This is a genomic window from Haladaptatus sp. HS23 (assembly GCF_056892285.1).
This window is the reverse complement of the sequence record NZ_JBXGLH010000001.1, coordinates 268,676-286,877: the sequence shown is the minus strand read 5'-3', so window position 1 is coordinate 286,877 and position 18,202 is coordinate 268,676. Positions and strand designations below refer to the sequence as shown.

Genomic DNA, 18,202 nt, shown 5'->3' with positions numbered 1-18,202 from the left:
AACGCGCCGCGTTCGCTCGTGGGTTGTGGAAACGAAGAACGCACAGAAACCGCGAATAGAACCCGGATGGGAAACGTTTTCCACGACGCCTACGACCGTGGCTGGCTTCCGCCAGTTTCACGAACGCCGTTTTCACGCCGTCCGTTACTTGGTCTTCACGATCGTCTTTGCGGACGATTACTGCGTCGCTTCGGTTTTCCGTCGGAGCGTTGACCTCGTTGCCGTTTGACCGACGACTTGGTGTTTGCCCCACGTTTCAGTCTGATCGACGGAAACCATCCGGTTTGTTCTCGTGGTTCCTGCGACATCTGTATCTTGGTCATCGATGATGATAAACGTTTTTCAGGAGTTCTGCCATGAGTCGTGTGAACAAATAACATGAAAGGGCTTTTATCCCCCAGCACGAATCGCCATACATGCCGGAACACCCGCTGAAACAGCGGTTCGTCCTCGATACGTCCGTCTTCCTTTCCGAGGAGATTCGGTTCGAAGGGGAGGAGTTGGAGGACGCGATCGAGCGGCTCCTCGATTCCATCGCCACCGCAAAACTCGCGCTCAACATCTCCTGTTACATTCCGCCGTCCATCCACGACGAACTCACGGTCATCCTCGAAGACCGTGGCGTCTCCGACCCGGTCCTCTCGAAACTCGAAACGTGGGTCATCAAGAAGAACCCCGGTCGCTTCGAGGTTATGATTCCGGCCGAACTCGTCTATCGGTTCATCGACGAGATGAGCGGGCGCGTGGACAAGGGTCTCCGCGTGTCAGAAGACGCCGTCCGGGAGGCCTCGGAGGACGGCCAAGCCGACGTCGGAGCGGTCATCTCCGACCTGCGAAGCCAGTACCGTTCGACCCTCCGTCGGGGCGTCTTGGACTCCCGCGAGGATTTCGACCTGCTCATCCTCGCCCGTGAATTAGACGCCGGCGTCGTCACCGAGGATACCGGCATCATCAACTGGGCCGAGGATTTCGGACTGCGCTATCTTCGTGGTCGTGATTTCCCGCCGCTCCTCGACTCGTATCTCGAAGCCAGCGAAGAGATGTGATTCCGAAGACAGCGTCCACGGACTTCCCTGCCGTGATATGCTAAATGCGGGAAAATGGTGGCCGTTCTGCTGTACGTCGATTCGACGATAGTGTTAAGATAGGCTACAGGAGTTGTTTCCCTATGTTCTCGCTTCGGAGTCTCGTTACCGACGCGACCAGCGAGCAGTTTCGTCTCGCAGTCTTCCTCGGCCTCGCGTCGATTCCCGTGACGGTGTGGTTGAACTGGATACTCACACCGAACGCTCTCCCTCGCAGTAGTGAGATATCCGCGCTACTGATTGCGTCCGTGATTGCAGGATACGCCTATCAGCCACGGCCAGCGACGAGTTCCCGTGCGGGTACGATAACGGGTCTCGTCGGTGGATTGCCGGTGGTGTTCTGGCAAAGTGCGACCGGATTCAGCGACGTGTGGAACTCCCCACTCGTAATCGATGCGGTCGGAGAATCCGCGTTGATACCCGTGGTTGCGGGCGGGTTCGCATTCATCTCCGTCATCATTCTCTTCGTCATCGTTTTGCTGGTCAGCAGGGTGGGTGGCAGTATCGGTGGATGGCTCAACGAGCGCCTCCACTCATCGCGATTGCTCAGTTCGACCGGCTAATCGAACCCCCTTCCAACGTATTCACGTGAACGGACCGGACACCACCGAAACGGCCTTCATTACGCGTGGCTGTCGAGGAACGACTCGACGCGTTCCAATCCGTCCTCCAACTCCTCGGCGGGGAGTCCGAACCCGATGCGGAAGTACCGGTCGAAGCCGAACAGGTTCCCCGGCGCGAGGACGACGCTCTCTTCCTCCACGACGCCGCGACAGAACGCTTCGCCGTCCTCGAAGCCGTCGGGAATCCGAACGAACCCGTTGACGCCCACGGGGTCGTACCACTCCAACCCGTATTCCTCCACGAACTCGCGGACTCGGTCGCGGTTGCTCGCCGCCAACTCGCGGTTTTCCGCCAATATCTCCTCTTCGTGTCCGCCGAGCGCCTGCCGGGCGACGTGCTGGTCGATGATGCCCGGCGAGATGGTGGTGTAGTCCTTCCACTCCCACGCGCCGTTCACTACCTCCTCTGCCCCCACGAGCCACCCGAATCGGAGTCCGGCGAGTCCGTAGGCCTTCGTGAGACTCGTCGTGCTGATGCCGTACTCGCCCATGCTGGCGACCGGGTCCACGGGGTCCGAGGAGAGCAGTCGGTACACCTCGTCACAGAGCAGGTACGCCCCGGCGTCCTCCGCGAGGTCGTAGAGCGCTTCGACCTTCTCCTGCGGGTGGTACCGCCCTGTCGGGTTGTTCGGGTTGTTGAGGACGATGACGCTCGTCTCGTCCCGAACCGCGTCGGCGACGGCGTCAACGTCGAGTTCCCACTCCGGCGGTTCGAGCGACACCCTGCTCACCTCGCCCATCGACTCGGGGACGGCGTGGAGTGCTTGGTACGTCGGGGTTACGATTACCGCGTGCCCGTCGTCGTCCAGAAGACTCAGAAACGCCAGAAAGTTCGCTTCCTGCGTCCCGCAGGTGAACAGCACCTCGTCGGCGCTCCGGCCGTAGCGCTCGCCGACCTCGGCGCGGAACTCGGGGTCGCCGTTCGTCGGGATGACGTAGCCCAGTTCGCCGGGGTTCAAATCGAAGCGGTCGGCGTCGAGGCTTCGGATGCCGCTCTCGGCCAGCATGATGTCGGCCTCGTGTTCGTACTCGGCGAACCAGCGCTCCAAGCCGAAGGGTTCGATGTTCATACCCGGACGTGGGCGCGGTCGGTGGAAAAGCTACGGAATGTGGCAGTTCGTGCGTTTCGATGGGGTTACTCCTCCGGGTCGAGAACTCATCCCTCGAAAAAACCGCTCGTGTGCAGCAGGAGCACTCCGAGTCCGACCACGGTAACCCAAACGAACGCATCGAGACCGAAGAAATCCGGGAGCGGCGACCCACTGAGTTGTACCGCCATCGTGGTGAGCAATATGGAAACGATACCGATGACGTTGCTTCGGACGTGACGAGACTCTGTGTTCATTATCCCAACAATTTCGCCCAATGGGTATTAAATCACAGCACCTCTCTGGAATGAACTGTGTACGGGGCGGAACCACCCGAGCGAAAACTAATCGAAAATCAGGGGACGCCGACGTACTTGTGACGACGGTAGAGGTACAGCAGACTGAACGGGATGCCGATACCGAACCACATGGCGATGCCGAGGAGGACGTACTCGGACCGGGGTTCCCACTCGGACACCGAGGCGATGAATCGTCGGTCGAAGTGAATCCCGACGGCGACGACGGCGGGGGCGGTGAAATACGCGAGAGCGAGAACGAGTCCGACCAGCGGCGGAAGGTACGAGAGGGTACTCGACGGTTCGAGGCGGAAGGCAATCGCGGAAACCGACAGGCCGAGCGTGGCGGAAATCGACAGTAGCAGACTCGGGAGGAGGAGTATCCACCAGTGGCTCTCCGTGCTGTCGACGGTGGAGGGATGGGCGGTCATCGTCATTGTTCAAATGGATGAACAGTGGTCCCAAAAGGATTGTGGAGCGGGTAGTTCTACCTACTCCCCGCGCCGCTCTCGCAGGTTCTGCCGCGTGAACTGCGGCGTCGCCCGAATCCCGCGCCGTTTGCGGAACGAGCGGTAGAGCAGGAGGATGATGAACAGCGAGATGACACCGGCCACCGCGGCGGCGGGGAACGCCTCCGCGGCGTACAGCACCGCCGTCGTCAACCCGCCGAAGGCGAGGAGGATGCCGTAGATGAGGCGCTTCGCCAGCAGGTCGAAGACGTCGTTGTCGTCCTCGATGCTGACGCGGGCGTAGAGGTTATCACGGTCGATTTTGTCGAGCGTGCGCTCCAGTTTCGGCGGCGTTCGGACGAGCGACTGGGCCGACGCTTGCAGTTGGTCGCCCGTCTCGGAGACGTACTTCTTGATGGATTCCTCGCGGTACCCCTCGTCGGTGAGGTACTCCGTCGCTACCGCGATGAAGTCGAATTCAGGGTCGAGGGTGACGCAAACACCCTCCACGACCGTCGCCACGCGAAGCACGAGCGCGAGGTTCGACGGCAGCCGCAGCGGGAACTCGTAAATCGTGTCCTCGACCTGCGAAACTATCTGTTGGACGCGGTAGGTTTCGATGTCCTCGCCCCGTGCGTCCTCGATGGCGAGTTCCATCACGCTCCCCATCGTCGCCCGGTCGGCCTCCGGGCTGAGGGTGCCCATCTCGATGAGGGCGTCGAGGATGCCCTCGATGTCCTGATTCGCCACCGCGATGTAGAAATCCACGATTTTGCGCTGGATGAACTCGTCCACCCGCCCGCTCATGCCGAAGTCGTAGAAGATGATGCGCCCGTCGTCGGTGACGGCGAGGTTGCCGGGGTGCGGGTCGGCGTGGAACACGCCGTCCTGAATTATCATCTGGAGGTACGCCCGCTGTAGCGTTTCGGCGAGTTCGTGGCGGTCGAGTCCCTCCTCGTCCAGTTCGTCGACGCGGTTTATCTTCGTCCCGCCGAGGAACTCCATCGTGAGAACGCGCGACCCCGAGTGACTCTCGATGACGCGCGGAATGGCGATGTCGGGGTCGTCCTCGAAGTTCTCCCGTATCTCGCCAAGCATCTCCGCCTCGCGGTCGTAGTCCATCTCTTCACGAATCGTGCGGCCGAACTCGTCGGCGAGGTTTTCGAGCGAGAAGGCGCGAGCCTGCCCGATGAATCGCATGATGAGCGGGAGCGACCAGCGGATGACCCGAAGGTCGGCTTCGACCAAGTCTTCGATTCCGGGGCGTCTGACCTTCACCGCGACCCGTTCGCCGTCGATTTGCGCGTCGTACACCTGTCCGAGGCTCGCGCCGCTGATGGCCTCGGTGTCGAACTCGTCGAAGTTGTCCGCCACGGGGCCAAGCTGGGATTCGATGACCTGCTCAGCCTCCGCCCACGGCGCTGGCGGCACCTCGTCCTGCAGTTTCGAGAGTTCGTCCACGTACTCGGGCGGAAGGACGTCGGGACGCGTCGAGAGGAGTTGTCCGAGTTTGATGAACGTCGGACCGAGCGTGAGGAGCGACTCGAGGAGCGTGTTCGCCCGTTCGATTCGCATCTCGCTCGTCACTCGGCGTGATGACCCGAAGAACAGGAATTGATTTCGGTCACGGGCGTAGCTCAGCAGCAGCGGCAGGAAGTGCCATGCGACGACGACGAACCGACGGTATGCGCGGAGGAATGCCAGTGTGACCACCCGCTGTTAGCGGCTCGTGACTGGGACCGACTCGTCCGAAGCCGACGCCTGTTTCAGGAGGGTGATTTCGAGGACGCCACGTGCGACCGTGGCCTCCGCACCTGCGCCGGTGGCGTCCGGCGGCAGGGGGAGTTCGGCATCGAGAAACAGCGGACGCTCCTCGCTCACGTAGTCGAACTCGATTGGAACGTCCTTCTCGCGCCGCGCTTCTATCCGGAGGCGGCCATTCGTCACGTCGATGTCGATAGTTTCCTCGGTGACGCCGGGCATATCGAGAACGAGGAGGTAGGCCTCATCGTTCTCCAACAGGTCCGCGAACACGGCGTCCGGGAGTTCTCGCAACGCATCGCGCAGCGCTGACATAGTCCCGTGTTAGGAGGCAGGACCGAAAAAGGGTGCGGTCTTGCTGGTCGTCTTACAACCCGAGGACCAACGCACCGATGGCGAAAAACAGGACGCCGGCGACCACGTAGGGAAGGCCCTTCGCCGCGACCCGCCACGCGGCACCCCGTTCGTCCGTATCGGAGATGAGGAAGTGCGTGTCGTCGCCGTAGCCGATAACGACGTTCACCTCGCCCGCATCGTGTCCGGCGCTCGCGTCGTAGCGCGCTTCGCCGAGGATGTGGACCGACTCGTCGGGGTCGAGTCGCCGTTCGATGTACTTTCTGTCCTTTCCCGTGTTCAACTCGAACAGTTTGAGGTCGAGGCTTTTCTCCTCGGAACCGACGTCCTCGTTCCGCCGGATGAACTCCTGTACCCGCTCGGGCGGCCGTTTCCCGCCGCGAACGTCGATGGACCGTTCGGCGCTGAATCGAAAGTCGGCCGCACGCGGGTCCACGAGCGCGCTCGCCGTGCCGTCTTCGACGCGAAACGGAGTGTGGTTTCGCCCGGAATCGACCGTTTTCCAGTGACGGCCGTTCTTCGAGTTTCGCTCCTCTTTGATTTCGTACTCGTAGGCGAGACAGGGCGTCTCCGTGAACGGCGAGGTGAGCGTCCCGTGTTGTGGCTTGGCCGTTCCCTCAACTTCGACCGGGCCGCCGTCACCCAGCGACATAACGTCTCTCGGGTCGTTGGTCACGATTCGATACGCGAGGACGAGTTCGCGCCCGCCGTACCATAGCATCACACAGCCGAGAAGGTCGGCAACGCCGACGAGCGCGAGGGCGAACGGATGGTCGAGGAGGGCCATGCGGAACGGTGTTGTTGAGAGAACGATAAGTGTTCCCCGCTTCCTTTTTGTCCGCCGTCCCGAACGGGGTCATATGAGCGACCACCAACCGGATAGAAAGCAGTCCGGGTTCAAGGAAACGACGCGCGTGTCGGTGGCCCGCGACCGATTGCGCGATGTCGTCACGGGTCACGACCGAACCGATTCCGTCCCGCTCCTCGAAGCCGACGGGCGGATTCTCGCGGAGTCGGTCAGCGCGCCGCGAAACGTCCCCCACTACTCGCAGGCGGCGATGGACGGCTACGCGGTTCGAGCGCAGGACACCTTCGGGGCCAGCGCCCAGTCGCCCGAAATCCTTCGGGAAGCGAACGAGATTGCACCCGGCGCGGCGGTTCGGGTCCATACCGGCAGCGAAGTCCCGGAAGGGGCCGACGCCGTGGTGATGATGGAGGAAACCGACGAATTCGATGGGGAACTCGAGGTGTTCGACGCCGTGGCCGAAGGGGAAAACGTCGCGCCGGTCGGTGACGACGTGGAAGTCGACCAATCGCTGTACGAGGTCGGGCACCGCCTCCGACCGTCCGACCTCGGCATGGTGAAGTCCGTCGACGTGAACGAGGTCACGGTGTACGACCGGCCGCGTGTCGCCGTGATTCCGACCGGCGAGGAGTTGGTGCAGTCGGACCCAGAACCGGGAGAGGTCGTCGAGACGAACGGCCTCACCGTCTCCCGGTTGGTCGAGCGATGGGGCGGAAGCGCGACCTACCACGACGTCGTGACCGACGACGAAGAGTGTCTCCGCGAGGCTATCGAGTCGAACCTCGACCACGACATCGTCGTCACGACCGGCGGGTCCTCCGTGGGAGAACGCGACCTGCTCCCCGAAGTCGTCTCCTCGATGGGTGAGGTCGTCGTCCACGGCGTCGCGCTGAAACCGGGGCATCCGGTCGCGCTCGGTGCTGTGGAGGGGACGCCAGTTCTGCTGCTCCCCGGCTACCCCGTCGCCTGCATCATCAACGCGATGCAGTTCCTCCGTCCCGCGCTAAAGTGGGCCGGCCACCTCCCGGTGGAGGACCTCCCGACCAAAAGCGCCCGACTCGAACGCAAAATCAGAAGCGAACCCGGAATCCGGTCGTTCGTCCGTGTGACGCTGAACCTGACGGGGGACGAACTCGTCGCAACCCCGACGCGGGCGAGCGGGGCCGGCGTCCTTTCCAGCGTCGCGTTGGCGGACGGATGGGTCGAAGTCCCCGAAGAACGCGAGGGGATTCCCGAAGGCGAGACGGTCTCGGTCGCGAACTGGGAGTGGTCGGCATGACTTCGATCGGACGTCCCACGTCCGATAGCGTCACGCTCACCGCGGGGGGATTCGCATGACCGAACGCAAGGAGTTCCGAGACCTCGCCGAACCGGAGGACGCACACGAGGCGATTTCCTCCCTCGACCTTACACCGGAACCGGAGTCGGTTCCGCTCACGGAGGCACGCGGACGCGTGCTGGCCGAGCGATTCGACGCGGACCGTGACGTGCCGGGGTTCGACCGGGCGAGCATGGACGGCTTCGCGGTCAAAGCGCGGGACACCTTCGGGGCGGACGAAGCCGACCCCGCCGTCCTCGACCTCGTCGGAGAGGTTCACGCCGGGACGGAACCCGACGTGGAAGTCTGCGAGGGCGAAGCCGTCGAGGTTTCCACCGGGGCCGTGATGCCACCCGGCGCGGACGCGGTGGTGATGGTCGAACGGACCGACTACGTGGACCGTGACGATGGAACGAGCGTCGAAATCCGAACCGCCGTCACGCCCGGCAAACACATCATGTTAGCCGGAGCAGACATCGCGGCGGGCCAGCGCGCCCTCGGTCCCGGAACGCGGCTCACCGCCCGCGAAATCGGTCTGTTGTCGGCGCTCGGCGCGGACGAGGTACCCGTCCGTGGCACCCCCCGCGTCGGCATCATCTCGACGGGCGACGAGTTGGTTCGCCCCGGAAACCCGCTCTCGGACGAGGCGGGGCAAATCTACGACGTGAACAGCTACACGGTCGCCGCCGGCGTCGAGGAAGCGGGCGGCGACCCCGTCCTGTATCCCCACGCCGGTGACGACTACGAGGAGATGGAGCGCCTGTTGTTGGAGGCCTCCGAGGAGTGTGACCTCGTCCTCTCCTCCGGTTCGACCAGTGCGAGCGCGGTGGACGTCATCTACCGCGTCATCGAATCGCGCGGCGAACTCCTGCTCCACGGCGTCGCCGTCAAACCCGGCAAACCGATGCTCGTCGGTCGATTCCCCGACTCGGCCTACGTCGGCCTGCCGGGCTACCCCGTCTCCGCGCTGACCATCTTCCGGACCTTCGTCGCGCCCGCCATCCGCGAGGCGGCCGGACTGCCCGACCCCGCCACGGCGACCGTCGACGCTCGGATGGCCGTCGAGGAGCGCTACGGCGAGGGGCGAATGCGACTCATGCCGACCGGCTTGGTCGAGGACGAACACGGGCACACGCTCGCCTACCCGGTGGACAAGGGGAGCGGGGCCACGACCAGTCTCGTGGAAGCCGACGGCGTCGTGACGGTGTATCCCAACACAGCGTACCTCGCGGAGGGCGAGGAGGTCTCCGTGCAACTGTTCTCGCCGGAGGTCCGCCCGCCGTCGGTCCTCGGCGTCGGCGAGGACGACCCCGCACTCTCCCGACTGCTCGATTCGCTCGACTCACCGCGCTATCTCCCGTTCGGCAGTCGGGAGGGCCTGCGTCGTCTCAGGAACGGCGTATCCGATTTCGCGGTCGTCACGGGGGCGGCTGAACCACGTTCCGCCGAAAGTGCGAGCGACGAAGCCGCGAGTGACGCGGAATCGCGGTCCGTGAACGCGGGCACCGAACTCGCATCCTACGTCCGGGAGTGGGGATTGGTCGTTCCCGCCGGAAACCCCGACGACATCGAGGGACTCTCCGACCTCGTGGACCGCGACCTTCGGTTCATCAACCGCGGGACGAACTCCGGTCTCCGGACCACGCTCGGGAACGCCGTCGACGGCCTCGCCGAGGAGCGCGGAACCACGCGCCGCGACCTCGTCGAATCGATTTCCGGGTTCGACCTCACGGTGAAAGCCCACGAAAGCCCGGCCAGAAAGGTCGCGGCGGGGGCGGCGGACGCCGGGGTCGGCCTGCGTTCGACGGCCGAAACGCTCGGGCTCGGTTTCGTTCCGCTCGGCGAGGAACAGGTCCGAATCCTCGTCAATCCGAACCGCGAGGAGAAGCAGGGTGTCGAGGAACTTGCGGCGGTACTGGACTCGACGTTAGTCGGTGTTCTCGAAGGTTTGCCGGGCGTTCGGCCATAGCTCGTCGAAGCTGTTCACACGATAGTCGCCGAGGACGCACTGTTTCCGCCGAGTCGGGTCGTGGCGCTCGACGTGGACCGCGTCCAGTCCGGCGTTCCACGCCGCGCCGATGTCGCTCGACCCATCGCCGGCGAGGACGCCGTGGTCTCCCCGTCCGACGCCGAGTTGCGCCATCGCGTGTTCGACCGGCGCGGGGTCCGGTTTCCAGCCCAGTTGCTCGTCACAGCAGACGACGGTATCGAACCAGTCGCGGATTCCCAGTCCGTCGAGTACCGGGTCGGTCAGGAACTGCTGGCAGTGGGTCACCAATCCGACCGGGCAGTCGAGGTCGGCGACGAACGCGGCGTCGTCGTAGAGGAACGTGTTTTGGGCGCGAACTTGCGGATCCTCGATGGCGTGGAATACTTCCCAGAACTCCACGGGGTCGAGTCCCCACTTCCGGAGTTGGGCGTCGCGTGACCCGCCGAGGCCGTGCCAGATGATTTCGGATTCGTAGTCGGTAAACTCGTAGCCGAGACGGTCACTCACCCGCTCGAACACGGAGCGAACGTACGACGGGTCGATATCGATGAGCGTCCCGTCCAAATCGAGGAGCCAAAAATCGTACTCACGGGCGACCATTGGGGTTCATCTAGTAATGGTCCTTTGCATATAACTCTTCGTCTGGAATCGAACTCTCGTCGCGTGAAAAATATCCGTTGACGTGACCGGCCGTTTAGTCCGCCGAGGGCTCCACTTCCCGTTCCGTCTCTCGCTCGGATTTCGGCGGTTCCGGTTGGTCGTAGAGGTGGCAGGCCGCGGGATGTACACGGTTCTGGAGCACCGGATTTTGCCGCTCACAGATACTCGCGAATCGGTCTGCCATCACGGCAACCGCGCCGTCCCGGTCGCCGTTGACGAACCGGTCGAGCGATTCCGAAACCGTCGCACGGTTTTCACCTGTCAACTCCTCGTCGAACAGTTCGTCCCACAACTCGGCTTCGAGCGCCTCGTCGTCTACTTCCTCGGGCCTCTTCTCCGCCCCGGCGGCCAACTCCCGAACGCTCTTCAGGGTGAGTTCACCTGATTCGAGACGTTCGCGGTAGTCCATCACTTCGCGGTATGCGGGTTGGGAAATCTCGATGTCGTCCGGCGGGATGACGCTCGGACATCGCGTCCTGAAGTGACACCCCGACGGCGGATTTCGCGGCGACGGCACGTCGCCCGAGAGCGTGTGAACGTCGCGCTCCTGCTCGCTCGTATCGGCGCGCGGCACGCTCTCTAACAGCGCCTTCGTGTAGGGATGCTGTGGGTCGGAGAATATCTCGTCCACCGGCCCGAGTTCGACGATTTCGCCGAGATACATCACCGCCACGCGGTCGGAGATGTGGCGCACCACCGAGAGGTCGTGGGCGATGAACAGGTAGGTCAGCCCCAGTTCGTTCTGCAAGTCCTGTAGCAGGTTCAACACCTGCGCCTGAACGGACACGTCCAACGCCGAGACCGGTTCGTCCAGCACGATGAACTCGGGTTCGAGCGCGAGCGCGCGAGCGATGCCGATACGCTGGCGCTGTCCTCCCGAGAACTCGTGTGGGTACCGGTCTATCTGTCCCGCCGACAGGCCGACGCGTTCCATGAGGTCTTGTACGCGCTCGCGGCGCTCCTCACGCGACGCGACGCCGTGAACGTCGAGCGGTTCGCGGATGATTTCGCCCGCGGTCATCCGCGGGTCGAGGCTGGAAAACGGGTCCTGAAAGACGACTTGTGCCCGCTTTCGGAACTCCGTCAGGTCGTCCATGTCGTAGACGTCCTGTCCGTCGAAGACGACTTTCCCGTCCGTCGCATCGCGGAGGTTCAACAGAGTCTCCCCCGTCGTTGATTTGCCACACCCGGATTCGCCGACCAATCCCAACGTCTCGCCCTCTTCGATGGCGAACGAGATGCCGTCGACCGCTTTCACGCTTTTCGGCTCGCGGCCGAGGATGCGGTCGGTCAGGGTGTTCTGTTCGAAGTAGTACTTCTGCAGTTCTTCGACGCGAACGAGGTGGTCGGTCATCGTTTCTCCTCCGTTTGAGCGTCCTCGAAGTAGTCCGTCGAGAGCGCACGTGCCTCGTCGTACTCGGTTTCGGTGAGGACACAGCGCGCTTCGTGTTCGGTGCTTCCGCCCGCGTCGTGCATCGACGGATGGGAGAGACACTCCTCCATCGCCTTCGGACAACGGTCGGCGAAGTAACAGCGGTTGCCCATCTCCGAATCCAACAGGTCGGGGACGTTCCCCTCGATGGGCTGCAGGCGTGGCGCGGGGTCCTCCAAGTCGGGGAGCGACCCGAGCAATCCCTGCGTGTACGGGTGGACCGGCGTGTCGAACACGTCTTCGAGGGTACCGTGTTCGACCAGTTCGCCGGCGTACATCACGCCGACGCGGTCACACATTCGCGCGACGACGCCGAGGTTGTGCGTGATGAGCATGATGCTCATGCCGGTCTCGTCCTGCAGGTCGCGCAGGAGGTCGAGGATTTGGGCCTGAATCGTCACGTCGAGCGCCGTCGTCGGCTCGTCCGCGATGAGCAGGTCCGGTTCCCCGGCGAGTGCTTGCGCTATCATCGCCCGCTGGAGCATCCCGCCCGAGAACTGGTGGGGATACTCGTCGGCGCGCTCGGCCGGGTCGGGGATGCCGACCTGCTCTAATAGTTCGATCGCCTTCGACCGACTCGGTTCGCTGACGTAGCTTTGGGACGGGAGGATGGTTCCTGCGACGAGGTTCCCCAGTCCGTAGCCCTGCGTCCGCGAACGCGTCGAACGCGGGTTGGCTTTCGCCCGTTGCTGAACCTCGACCGCTTCGGCAATCTGCTCGCCGACGGTTATCGACGGGTTCAGACTGCTCATCGGGTCTTGGAAGATCATGCTGAACGACGGGCCGCGTAGAGCGCGGCGTTCGCGCGTCGTCAGCTGGCGAATATCGACGAACTCGCCGTCGACCGCTTCTGGGCGGTCGTCCTCGACTTCTTCGGCGAGCGTGGCGTTTCGGTACCACACCTCTCCCGACGTAATTTTGCCGGGAGACTCCACGAGGTCGATGATGGAGAGCGCTGCGACGCTCTTTCCCGACCCAGACTCGCCGACGACGCCGAACACTTCCTCTTCCCGTACGTCGAAACTGATGGACTCACAGGCGTTGACCTGCCCCTTCTCCGTGAAGAAGCGGGTCGAGAGGTCACGCACGCGAAGCAGATCGCTCATACGCCACCTCCTTCGCCTTCGATGCCGGGGTCGAGGGCGTCACGCAACCAGTCACCGACGAGGTTGATGCCGATGACGGTGATGACGATGGCAAGCCCCGGGACCGTCGAAATCCACCACGACGTCGCGAGGTAGTCTTTCCCCTGTGAGATGTCGAATCCCCACGAGAGGTTCACCCCGGAGAATCCGAGGTACGAAAGCGAGCTTTCGAGGAGGATGATGGCGGCGATTTGAATCGTCGCCAGCACGATGATGGGCGTTACGCTGTTCGGCAGGATGTGCTTTCGAAGGATGAACGAGTCCTTCGCGCCGACCGAACGGGACGCTTTGACGTACTCCTCGCCGACCACCGTCAAGGCCTCGCCGCGCGAGACGCGGGCGAACCAGACCCAGTTGACGAGCGCGACGACGATGACGACCGTTCCCGGAATCGCTATTTGACCCGGCATTCCCGAGACGAGACCGGCCGCCACGAGCGGGTCCGGTATCGTGAACACGGACCGTCTGAACATGCCGACCAGCGCTATCGCTAACACTAACGAGGGAAACGCGAGCATGATGTCCGCGCTCCGCATCAGCGCGTCGTCGACGAGTTCGCCGTAGTACCCCGCGACCAGACCGACGGTGACGCCGATAAGCATCGCCAACAGCGTCCCGAAGAGACCGACGAGCAGCGACGTCCTCGCGCCGTAAATCACCCGCGACAGCATGTCGCGCCCGAGTTGGTCAGTTCCGAGCGGGTGCGACGGCTGGGCCTTCACGTACGTCGTGTTGTTCATTATCTTCACCTGACCATCGACTAGCTGTGAGGTCGTCTGCGTCGTCTTCTTGCTGAACCCGAGCGGCGGCAGTTTGGAGTTGTCCAAATCCTGCCGATACGGGTTGTGCGGGGCGATTACCGGGGCGAACGCCGCGATAAGCACCACCGCGATGAGGACGACGATACCGATTTTCGCCAACAGGCTGCTCCGATACTCCCGTTTGAGGTTCCGGAGCGTCCGTGGCGAAATCATTCGTAGACCACCTGCGGGTTGATGTACGCATACAGGAAGTCGACGAAGATGTTCACGAGCACGAACCCGGTCCCGATGACGATGAGCGACCCTTGAATCAGCGGCCAGTCACGGGCGTTGATGGACGTGATGACCAACGTTCCTAATCCCGGCCACGCGAACACCGATTCCGTGATGACCGCGCCGCCGATGAGCGTCCCCAACTGTAGACCGAGGACGGTGATGACGGGAATGAGGGTGTTTCGGAGCGCGTGCTTGTATCGCACCAGCGTCTCCGGCAATCCCTTCGCCCGCGATGCACGGATGTACGTCTTCCCCAATTCGTCGAGCATGCCGCTCCGTGTGAGTCGCGTGATGAGCGCGGTGAAGTACGTTCCCAGCGTTATCGCCGGGAGGAAGATGTGCTTCGCCCAGGTTACGAGGCCGCTTATGCTCCCCTGTGAGAACAGCATCTCCACTGCGGGAACGAAACCGATTCCACGATGACTCGTCGGAAACGGTCCCGCGACGGCGAGGAGCAACACCAGCATTATTCCGAGCCAGAAGTTCGGGGTGCTGATACCCGCGAGCGAGAACGTCGTCGCGGCGTAATCCACCGGGTCGTGTCGTCGCGTCGCGCTGATGACGCCCAGCGGAATCGAGAGCACGATTGCGACGATGCTCGATGCGACCGCTAGCTCGACGGTCGCCGGAAGGCGAGCGAAGATGCGCGTGCTGGCTTGCGTCCCCGAGATGAACGAGTAACCCATGTCCCCGTGGAGGAGGTTCCAGATGTACTCGCCGTACTGGACGTACAGCGGTTGGTTCAGCCCGAGTTCGACCGCGATTCGATGTTTCAACTCCGGACTGGCATCCAAGGGGGCGATGACCGTAATCGGATTTCCCGGTGTGATGAATCGAAGCAGAAACACCACCGTCACGACCCCCCAGATGACGAAGATTCCTTGCACGCTCCGGCGGAGCAGGAATCGTCCCATCGACATCTATGAACACCCCATCGATTGCAATCTCATCTACTTTGGAGAGATGGCGTATGCGTCGATGCGTTCGTCCGTCCGAGCCTTCCATTTGAGACGCTCACTAACGCCGTACACGCTGTACTGCTGGTTGAGGTAAATCCACGGAGCTTGGTCGTGGAGGACCTTGTTCACCTCCTTGAGTTTCGAGGTTCGCTTGTCCCCGTCCGGCATGTTTTGTGCCTCCTTCATCAGTTTGTCTACCTTCTCGTTGCTGTAGGAGGTCAACGCTCCGTCGGTCGTGAGAAGCGGGATGATGGTTTGGCTCGCGTCGAACGTCGCGTTACCCCAACCGATGAGGTAGAAGTGCGGCCCCGTTTCGATGTCGCCGTCGGTCAACTCCCCGGCGAGCGAGTTGAAGTCACGCTGTTTCACCGAGCAGTTGACGTTCTTGAGTTGGTTTATCTGCTGGGCCACCGCCTGTGCGATTTCCAAATCCTTCAGATAGCGTCCGACGGGCGTGTGAAGGGTGATCGTCGCTCCCGCGTTGCCGCTCTCTTCGACTAACGACTCCGCCTTCTTCTTGTTCGTCGGGTACGGCTTGGCGTTCGAGTTGTAGCCGGTGAACTCCTTCAACGTGGGCTGACCGGTTTGGTCGGCGAAGCCCGAAAGCACGTTCTTGACGATGCTCGGGAGGTCGATGGCGTAGTTCATCGCCTGCCTAAACTTCGGACTGTCGAACGGCTTCACGTCGTACCGCATCGCGTTGTAGATGATGCGCGTACTCGGGACCGCCGCGAGTCGGGATTTCGAGTTCCCTTTCACACGTCCCGCGTCCTGCGGCGGAACGTTGACGATGATGTCCGTCTCGCCGTTGACGAGTTGGTTCACGCGCGTGCTGGACTCTTTCGCCGCGTTGAACGTGAGCTCCGAAACTGAGGCCGGGTCCTTCCAGTAGTCGTCGTTGCGTTCGAAGACGACCTTCACGTCCTCCGTGTAGTTCTTGAGCTTGAACGGGCCGGTCCCGTTCATGTGCTTCGCGATGTAGTTCTTGTCGTGGTTTTCCACCCACGACTTCTGCATGATGTCGCCGTAGGACGCGAAAAGGGCGAACACGATAGGGTTCACGCCGTCGGACGTGACTTCCACCGCACCGTCCATGGCTTTTGCACTCTTCACACCCGAAAGCTGGTCGCTCTGCGGGCTTTCGAGTCCGCCGACGCCGGACTTCACGATACGATTGATGCTGAAGGCGACGTCCTCCGCGGTCAGGGTATCGCCGTTGTGGAACTTCACCCCTTCGCGAATGGTGAATTTGACCGTCTTGTCGCCGCTCCGCTCGTACTTCGTCGCTAACTGCTGGATGATTTTCCCTTCTGCGTCACGCGAGAGCAGACCCTCGTAGGCCTGTAGGACGACGTTGTCCGTGGTCGTCTCCCGGTGGTTTTGCGGGTCGAGCGTGGACGCCATCTGTCCCTGCGTGATGGTCGCCGGGAAGTCCCCCGTCGGGTTTCCACCGTCGCTCCCGTCGCTCTCGGTCGTCGACGTCTGACCGTCACTGGTTCCGGTGCCGTCTTGGTTCTGATTGTCGTTCCCGCCACCGGTGCAACCTGCGAGGGCGGCCGATGCCGCTGCGCCTCCTGCAAACTTCAAATACGTGCGCCGATTTAGTCTCTCGTCGGGCATACCCTGACATGGCGGGCAATCGCATATATATCTGTGGTATTGGACAACATAACCCGTATTCTATTCTATCATTGCATTTTCTGTCGAATTCAACCGCAGATTTATGTAATTCGACGTCGAACCCCGTGATATGGCCGTTAACGGCCGTCATCCCTCATTACGAGACCTGTTCGATGAGTCGCCCACTCCACACATCGCCCACCCACCCCACACCCATCACCGTGATTTCTACGTCACGAGCGACGGGTCGTTCGACCGGGACTCCGGTGCCGGTGGACTCGGCGTCATCATCGAAACACGCGACGGCAGGCGCGTCGCCCGTCTCTCCGTCCCGGACGGTGACGTTCCCGACAACAACGTGGCCGAGTACCGAGCGCTCCACCTCGGACTCGACGTATTGGCCGTCCGCGCACCGAAAAACGCACGGGTCGGCGTGCTGGTAGACCACGACCAACTGGCCGCCAACGTCAACAACGCCGTCCTCGCTCACAATCGGACGGACTGCCGACCGCCGAAACCGTTCTCGGTTCCGCTCGCGGGTAAACACCACTGGCGGGGCATCCGCGCCAGAATCGCCGGGTTCGGAGAACTCCGGGCCGCACGGATTCGAAGCGAGCAGAATCCCGCCCATCCGCTGGCGAACGCGCCCGACCAGTACGTCCACGTCAACCGCGAACCCGAGCGGTGTCTCCTCCCCGACGCGTCGGGGTCGAGCGAGACGCAGATTCCGCCGCCGTCACGCGCCGACAGGCACGCACGGGGCTAACGACCGTACTTCGTCCTCTGTTTCCCGAGCGACGACTCGGTTGCGGAGGTACCGACCGGTCCGCTCGCCCGAACCGAGTCGTCTCCGAGACGGGTCGATAGGCGAATTATGACAACTGAAATTTAGGTTCGATACCCGACGGAACTTCGCCGTCCGATTTCGTTCAGTCGGCCGCTAGAATTGCTCACGAATCAGGAAGATAGAGACAGCGAAACGACTACTATCCCCGTTTGAGTGGTTAATCCAAGGTGGCACGCGAATGGGCACGCGGATAACGAATTGGATCTCGCGGTACTGGAAGCGAAAGACGAATCGACCCGACTACAGGCAGGCGTACGTCAAACTCCCGCTGGACACCGACCTCCCCGTGTTGGCGACCGAGTTCGAACGCGTCTGCGAGGGCAGACTCGACCGGGTTCCGCGCCGGGATTCGCTGGTCGTGGATACCGATTTCGTTCCCGACGGACGGTTCGACGCGGAACACTTTGCGGAGTTGGTCGCCGAACTGAAGGCGCGCGCCCCGCGGCAGTACATCCTCCACGATTCGACGAAGTGGCGACGACACGAGGGCGGCGTGGCGAAGATGCACACCGTCGTCCCGGTGAAGCGGTTGTACTCGGTCGGCGAGGAGGAAAAAGAGGTGACGGAGACGAGCATCCGCTAAGCCACCTTTTTTACGCTCGGGTGTCCTCGTGCCTCCGGCACTGCGGGCACCACTCGCGCAAAAAATCTGCACCGACAGAGCGAAGCGCTGACGAGCCGTTCGTTCGCTCCTTTCAGTCGCTCACGAAGAGGACCAAAGAAGACCCGCTCG

18 protein-coding genes are annotated in these 18,202 nt (G+C 62.6%); 6 read left to right on the top strand and 12 right to left on the bottom strand.

Annotated features, from left to right (window positions below):
- The first annotated feature begins 416 nt into the window (after positions 1 to 416).
- Both AC1XDK_RS01525 and AC1XDK_RS01520 read left to right on the top strand, forming a co-directional pair.
- Entirely contained in the window at positions 417 to 1,046 is a 630-nt protein-coding gene (locus tag AC1XDK_RS01525; protein ID WP_483348015.1) for an RNA ligase partner protein, read from the top strand.
- 122 nt (positions 1,047 to 1,168) lie between these two features.
- Positions 1,169 to 1,648: a DUF5518 domain-containing protein gene (locus tag AC1XDK_RS01520; RefSeq protein ID WP_483348014.1), complete on the top strand. Its 480-nt coding sequence runs from the start codon at positions 1,169 to 1,171 to the stop codon at positions 1,646 to 1,648.
- Between the two features lie 59 nt (positions 1,649 to 1,707).
- On the opposite strand, the gene AC1XDK_RS01515 is transcribed toward AC1XDK_RS01520, so the two are convergent.
- From AC1XDK_RS01515 to AC1XDK_RS01490, 6 genes are all read right to left on the bottom strand, one after another.
- Positions 1,708 to 2,778 carry an aminotransferase class I/II-fold pyridoxal phosphate-dependent enzyme gene (locus tag AC1XDK_RS01515; protein ID WP_483348013.1) on the bottom strand — a complete coding sequence of 357 codons (1,071 nt, stop codon included), beginning with the start codon at positions 2,776 to 2,778 and terminating at the stop codon, positions 1,708 to 1,710.
- An 86-nt stretch (positions 2,779 to 2,864) separates the two neighbouring features.
- Positions 2,865 to 3,053, bottom strand: a complete 189-nt coding sequence (locus tag AC1XDK_RS01510; RefSeq protein WP_483348012.1) for a hypothetical protein — start codon at positions 3,051 to 3,053, stop codon at positions 2,865 to 2,867.
- A 98-nt stretch (positions 3,054 to 3,151) separates the two neighbouring features.
- The gene (locus tag AC1XDK_RS01505; protein ID WP_483348011.1) at positions 3,152 to 3,529 is read right to left on the bottom strand and encodes a hypothetical protein; all 378 of its coding nucleotides are present in this window, start codon (positions 3,527 to 3,529) and stop codon (positions 3,152 to 3,154) included.
- A gap of 54 nt (positions 3,530 to 3,583) precedes the next feature.
- A complete protein-coding gene (locus AC1XDK_RS01500; protein WP_483348010.1) occupies positions 3,584 to 5,254 on the bottom strand; it encodes an ABC1 kinase family protein in 1,671 nt (556 codons plus the stop codon).
- 6 nt (positions 5,255 to 5,260) lie between these two features.
- Positions 5,261 to 5,617, bottom strand: a complete 357-nt coding sequence (locus AC1XDK_RS01495) for an Hsp20/alpha crystallin family protein (RefSeq protein ID WP_483348009.1) — start codon at positions 5,615 to 5,617, stop codon at positions 5,261 to 5,263.
- 52 nt (positions 5,618 to 5,669) lie between these two features.
- Positions 5,670 to 6,443 (bottom strand): GIDE domain-containing protein, encoded by a 774-nt coding sequence (locus AC1XDK_RS01490; protein WP_483348008.1) that lies wholly within the window; start codon positions 6,441 to 6,443, stop codon positions 5,670 to 5,672.
- Positions 6,444 to 6,516: 73 nt separating this feature from the next.
- Between AC1XDK_RS01490 and AC1XDK_RS01485 the strand changes: the two genes are divergently transcribed.
- Positions 6,517 to 7,740 carry a molybdopterin molybdotransferase MoeA gene (locus AC1XDK_RS01485; RefSeq protein ID WP_483348007.1) on the top strand — a complete coding sequence of 408 codons (1,224 nt, stop codon included), beginning with the start codon at positions 6,517 to 6,519 and terminating at the stop codon, positions 7,738 to 7,740.
- Between the two features lie 55 nt (positions 7,741 to 7,795).
- Positions 7,796 to 9,748 carry a molybdopterin biosynthesis protein gene (locus AC1XDK_RS01480; RefSeq protein ID WP_483348006.1) on the top strand — a complete coding sequence of 651 codons (1,953 nt, stop codon included), beginning with the start codon at positions 7,796 to 7,798 and terminating at the stop codon, positions 9,746 to 9,748.
- Here AC1XDK_RS01480 and AC1XDK_RS01475 read toward each other — a convergent pair.
- From AC1XDK_RS01475 to AC1XDK_RS01450, 6 genes are all read right to left on the bottom strand, one after another.
- Positions 9,707 to 10,369, bottom strand: a complete 663-nt coding sequence (locus AC1XDK_RS01475) for an HAD family hydrolase (RefSeq protein ID WP_483348005.1) — start codon at positions 10,367 to 10,369, stop codon at positions 9,707 to 9,709. The two genes, AC1XDK_RS01480 and AC1XDK_RS01475, sit on opposite strands and share 42 nt — an antisense overlap.
- Positions 10,370 to 10,463: 94 nt before the next feature.
- Positions 10,464 to 11,783 (bottom strand): ABC transporter ATP-binding protein, encoded by a 1,320-nt coding sequence (locus tag AC1XDK_RS01470; protein WP_483348004.1) that lies wholly within the window; start codon positions 11,781 to 11,783, stop codon positions 10,464 to 10,466.
- Positions 11,780 to 12,967 (bottom strand): ABC transporter ATP-binding protein, encoded by a 1,188-nt coding sequence (locus AC1XDK_RS01465; protein WP_483348003.1) that lies wholly within the window; start codon positions 12,965 to 12,967, stop codon positions 11,780 to 11,782. The genes AC1XDK_RS01470 and AC1XDK_RS01465 overlap by 4 nt, the downstream gene beginning before the upstream one ends.
- Complete coding sequence (locus tag AC1XDK_RS01460; protein ID WP_483348002.1) at positions 12,964 to 13,980, bottom strand: ABC transporter permease; 1,017 nt, start codon at positions 13,978 to 13,980, stop codon at positions 12,964 to 12,966. The genes AC1XDK_RS01465 and AC1XDK_RS01460 overlap by 4 nt, the downstream gene beginning before the upstream one ends.
- Positions 13,977 to 14,963 carry an ABC transporter permease gene (locus AC1XDK_RS01455; protein ID WP_483348001.1) on the bottom strand — a complete coding sequence of 329 codons (987 nt, stop codon included), beginning with the start codon at positions 14,961 to 14,963 and terminating at the stop codon, positions 13,977 to 13,979. The genes AC1XDK_RS01460 and AC1XDK_RS01455 overlap by 4 nt, the downstream gene beginning before the upstream one ends.
- 30 nt (positions 14,964 to 14,993) lie before the next feature.
- Entirely contained in the window at positions 14,994 to 16,622 is a 1,629-nt protein-coding gene (locus AC1XDK_RS01450; protein WP_483348000.1) for an ABC transporter substrate-binding protein, read from the bottom strand.
- A 130-nt stretch (positions 16,623 to 16,752) separates the two neighbouring features.
- On the opposite strand from AC1XDK_RS01450, the gene AC1XDK_RS01445 reads away from it, so the two are divergent.
- Positions 16,753 to 17,388 carry a reverse transcriptase-like protein gene (locus tag AC1XDK_RS01445; RefSeq protein ID WP_483347999.1) on the top strand — a complete coding sequence of 212 codons (636 nt, stop codon included), beginning with the start codon at positions 16,753 to 16,755 and terminating at the stop codon, positions 17,386 to 17,388.
- A gap of 259 nt (positions 17,389 to 17,647) precedes the next feature.
- The gene (locus AC1XDK_RS01440) at positions 17,648 to 18,052 is read left to right on the top strand and encodes a hypothetical protein (RefSeq protein WP_483347998.1); all 405 of its coding nucleotides are present in this window, start codon (positions 17,648 to 17,650) and stop codon (positions 18,050 to 18,052) included.
- The last annotated feature ends 150 nt before the right edge of the window (positions 18,053 to 18,202 follow it).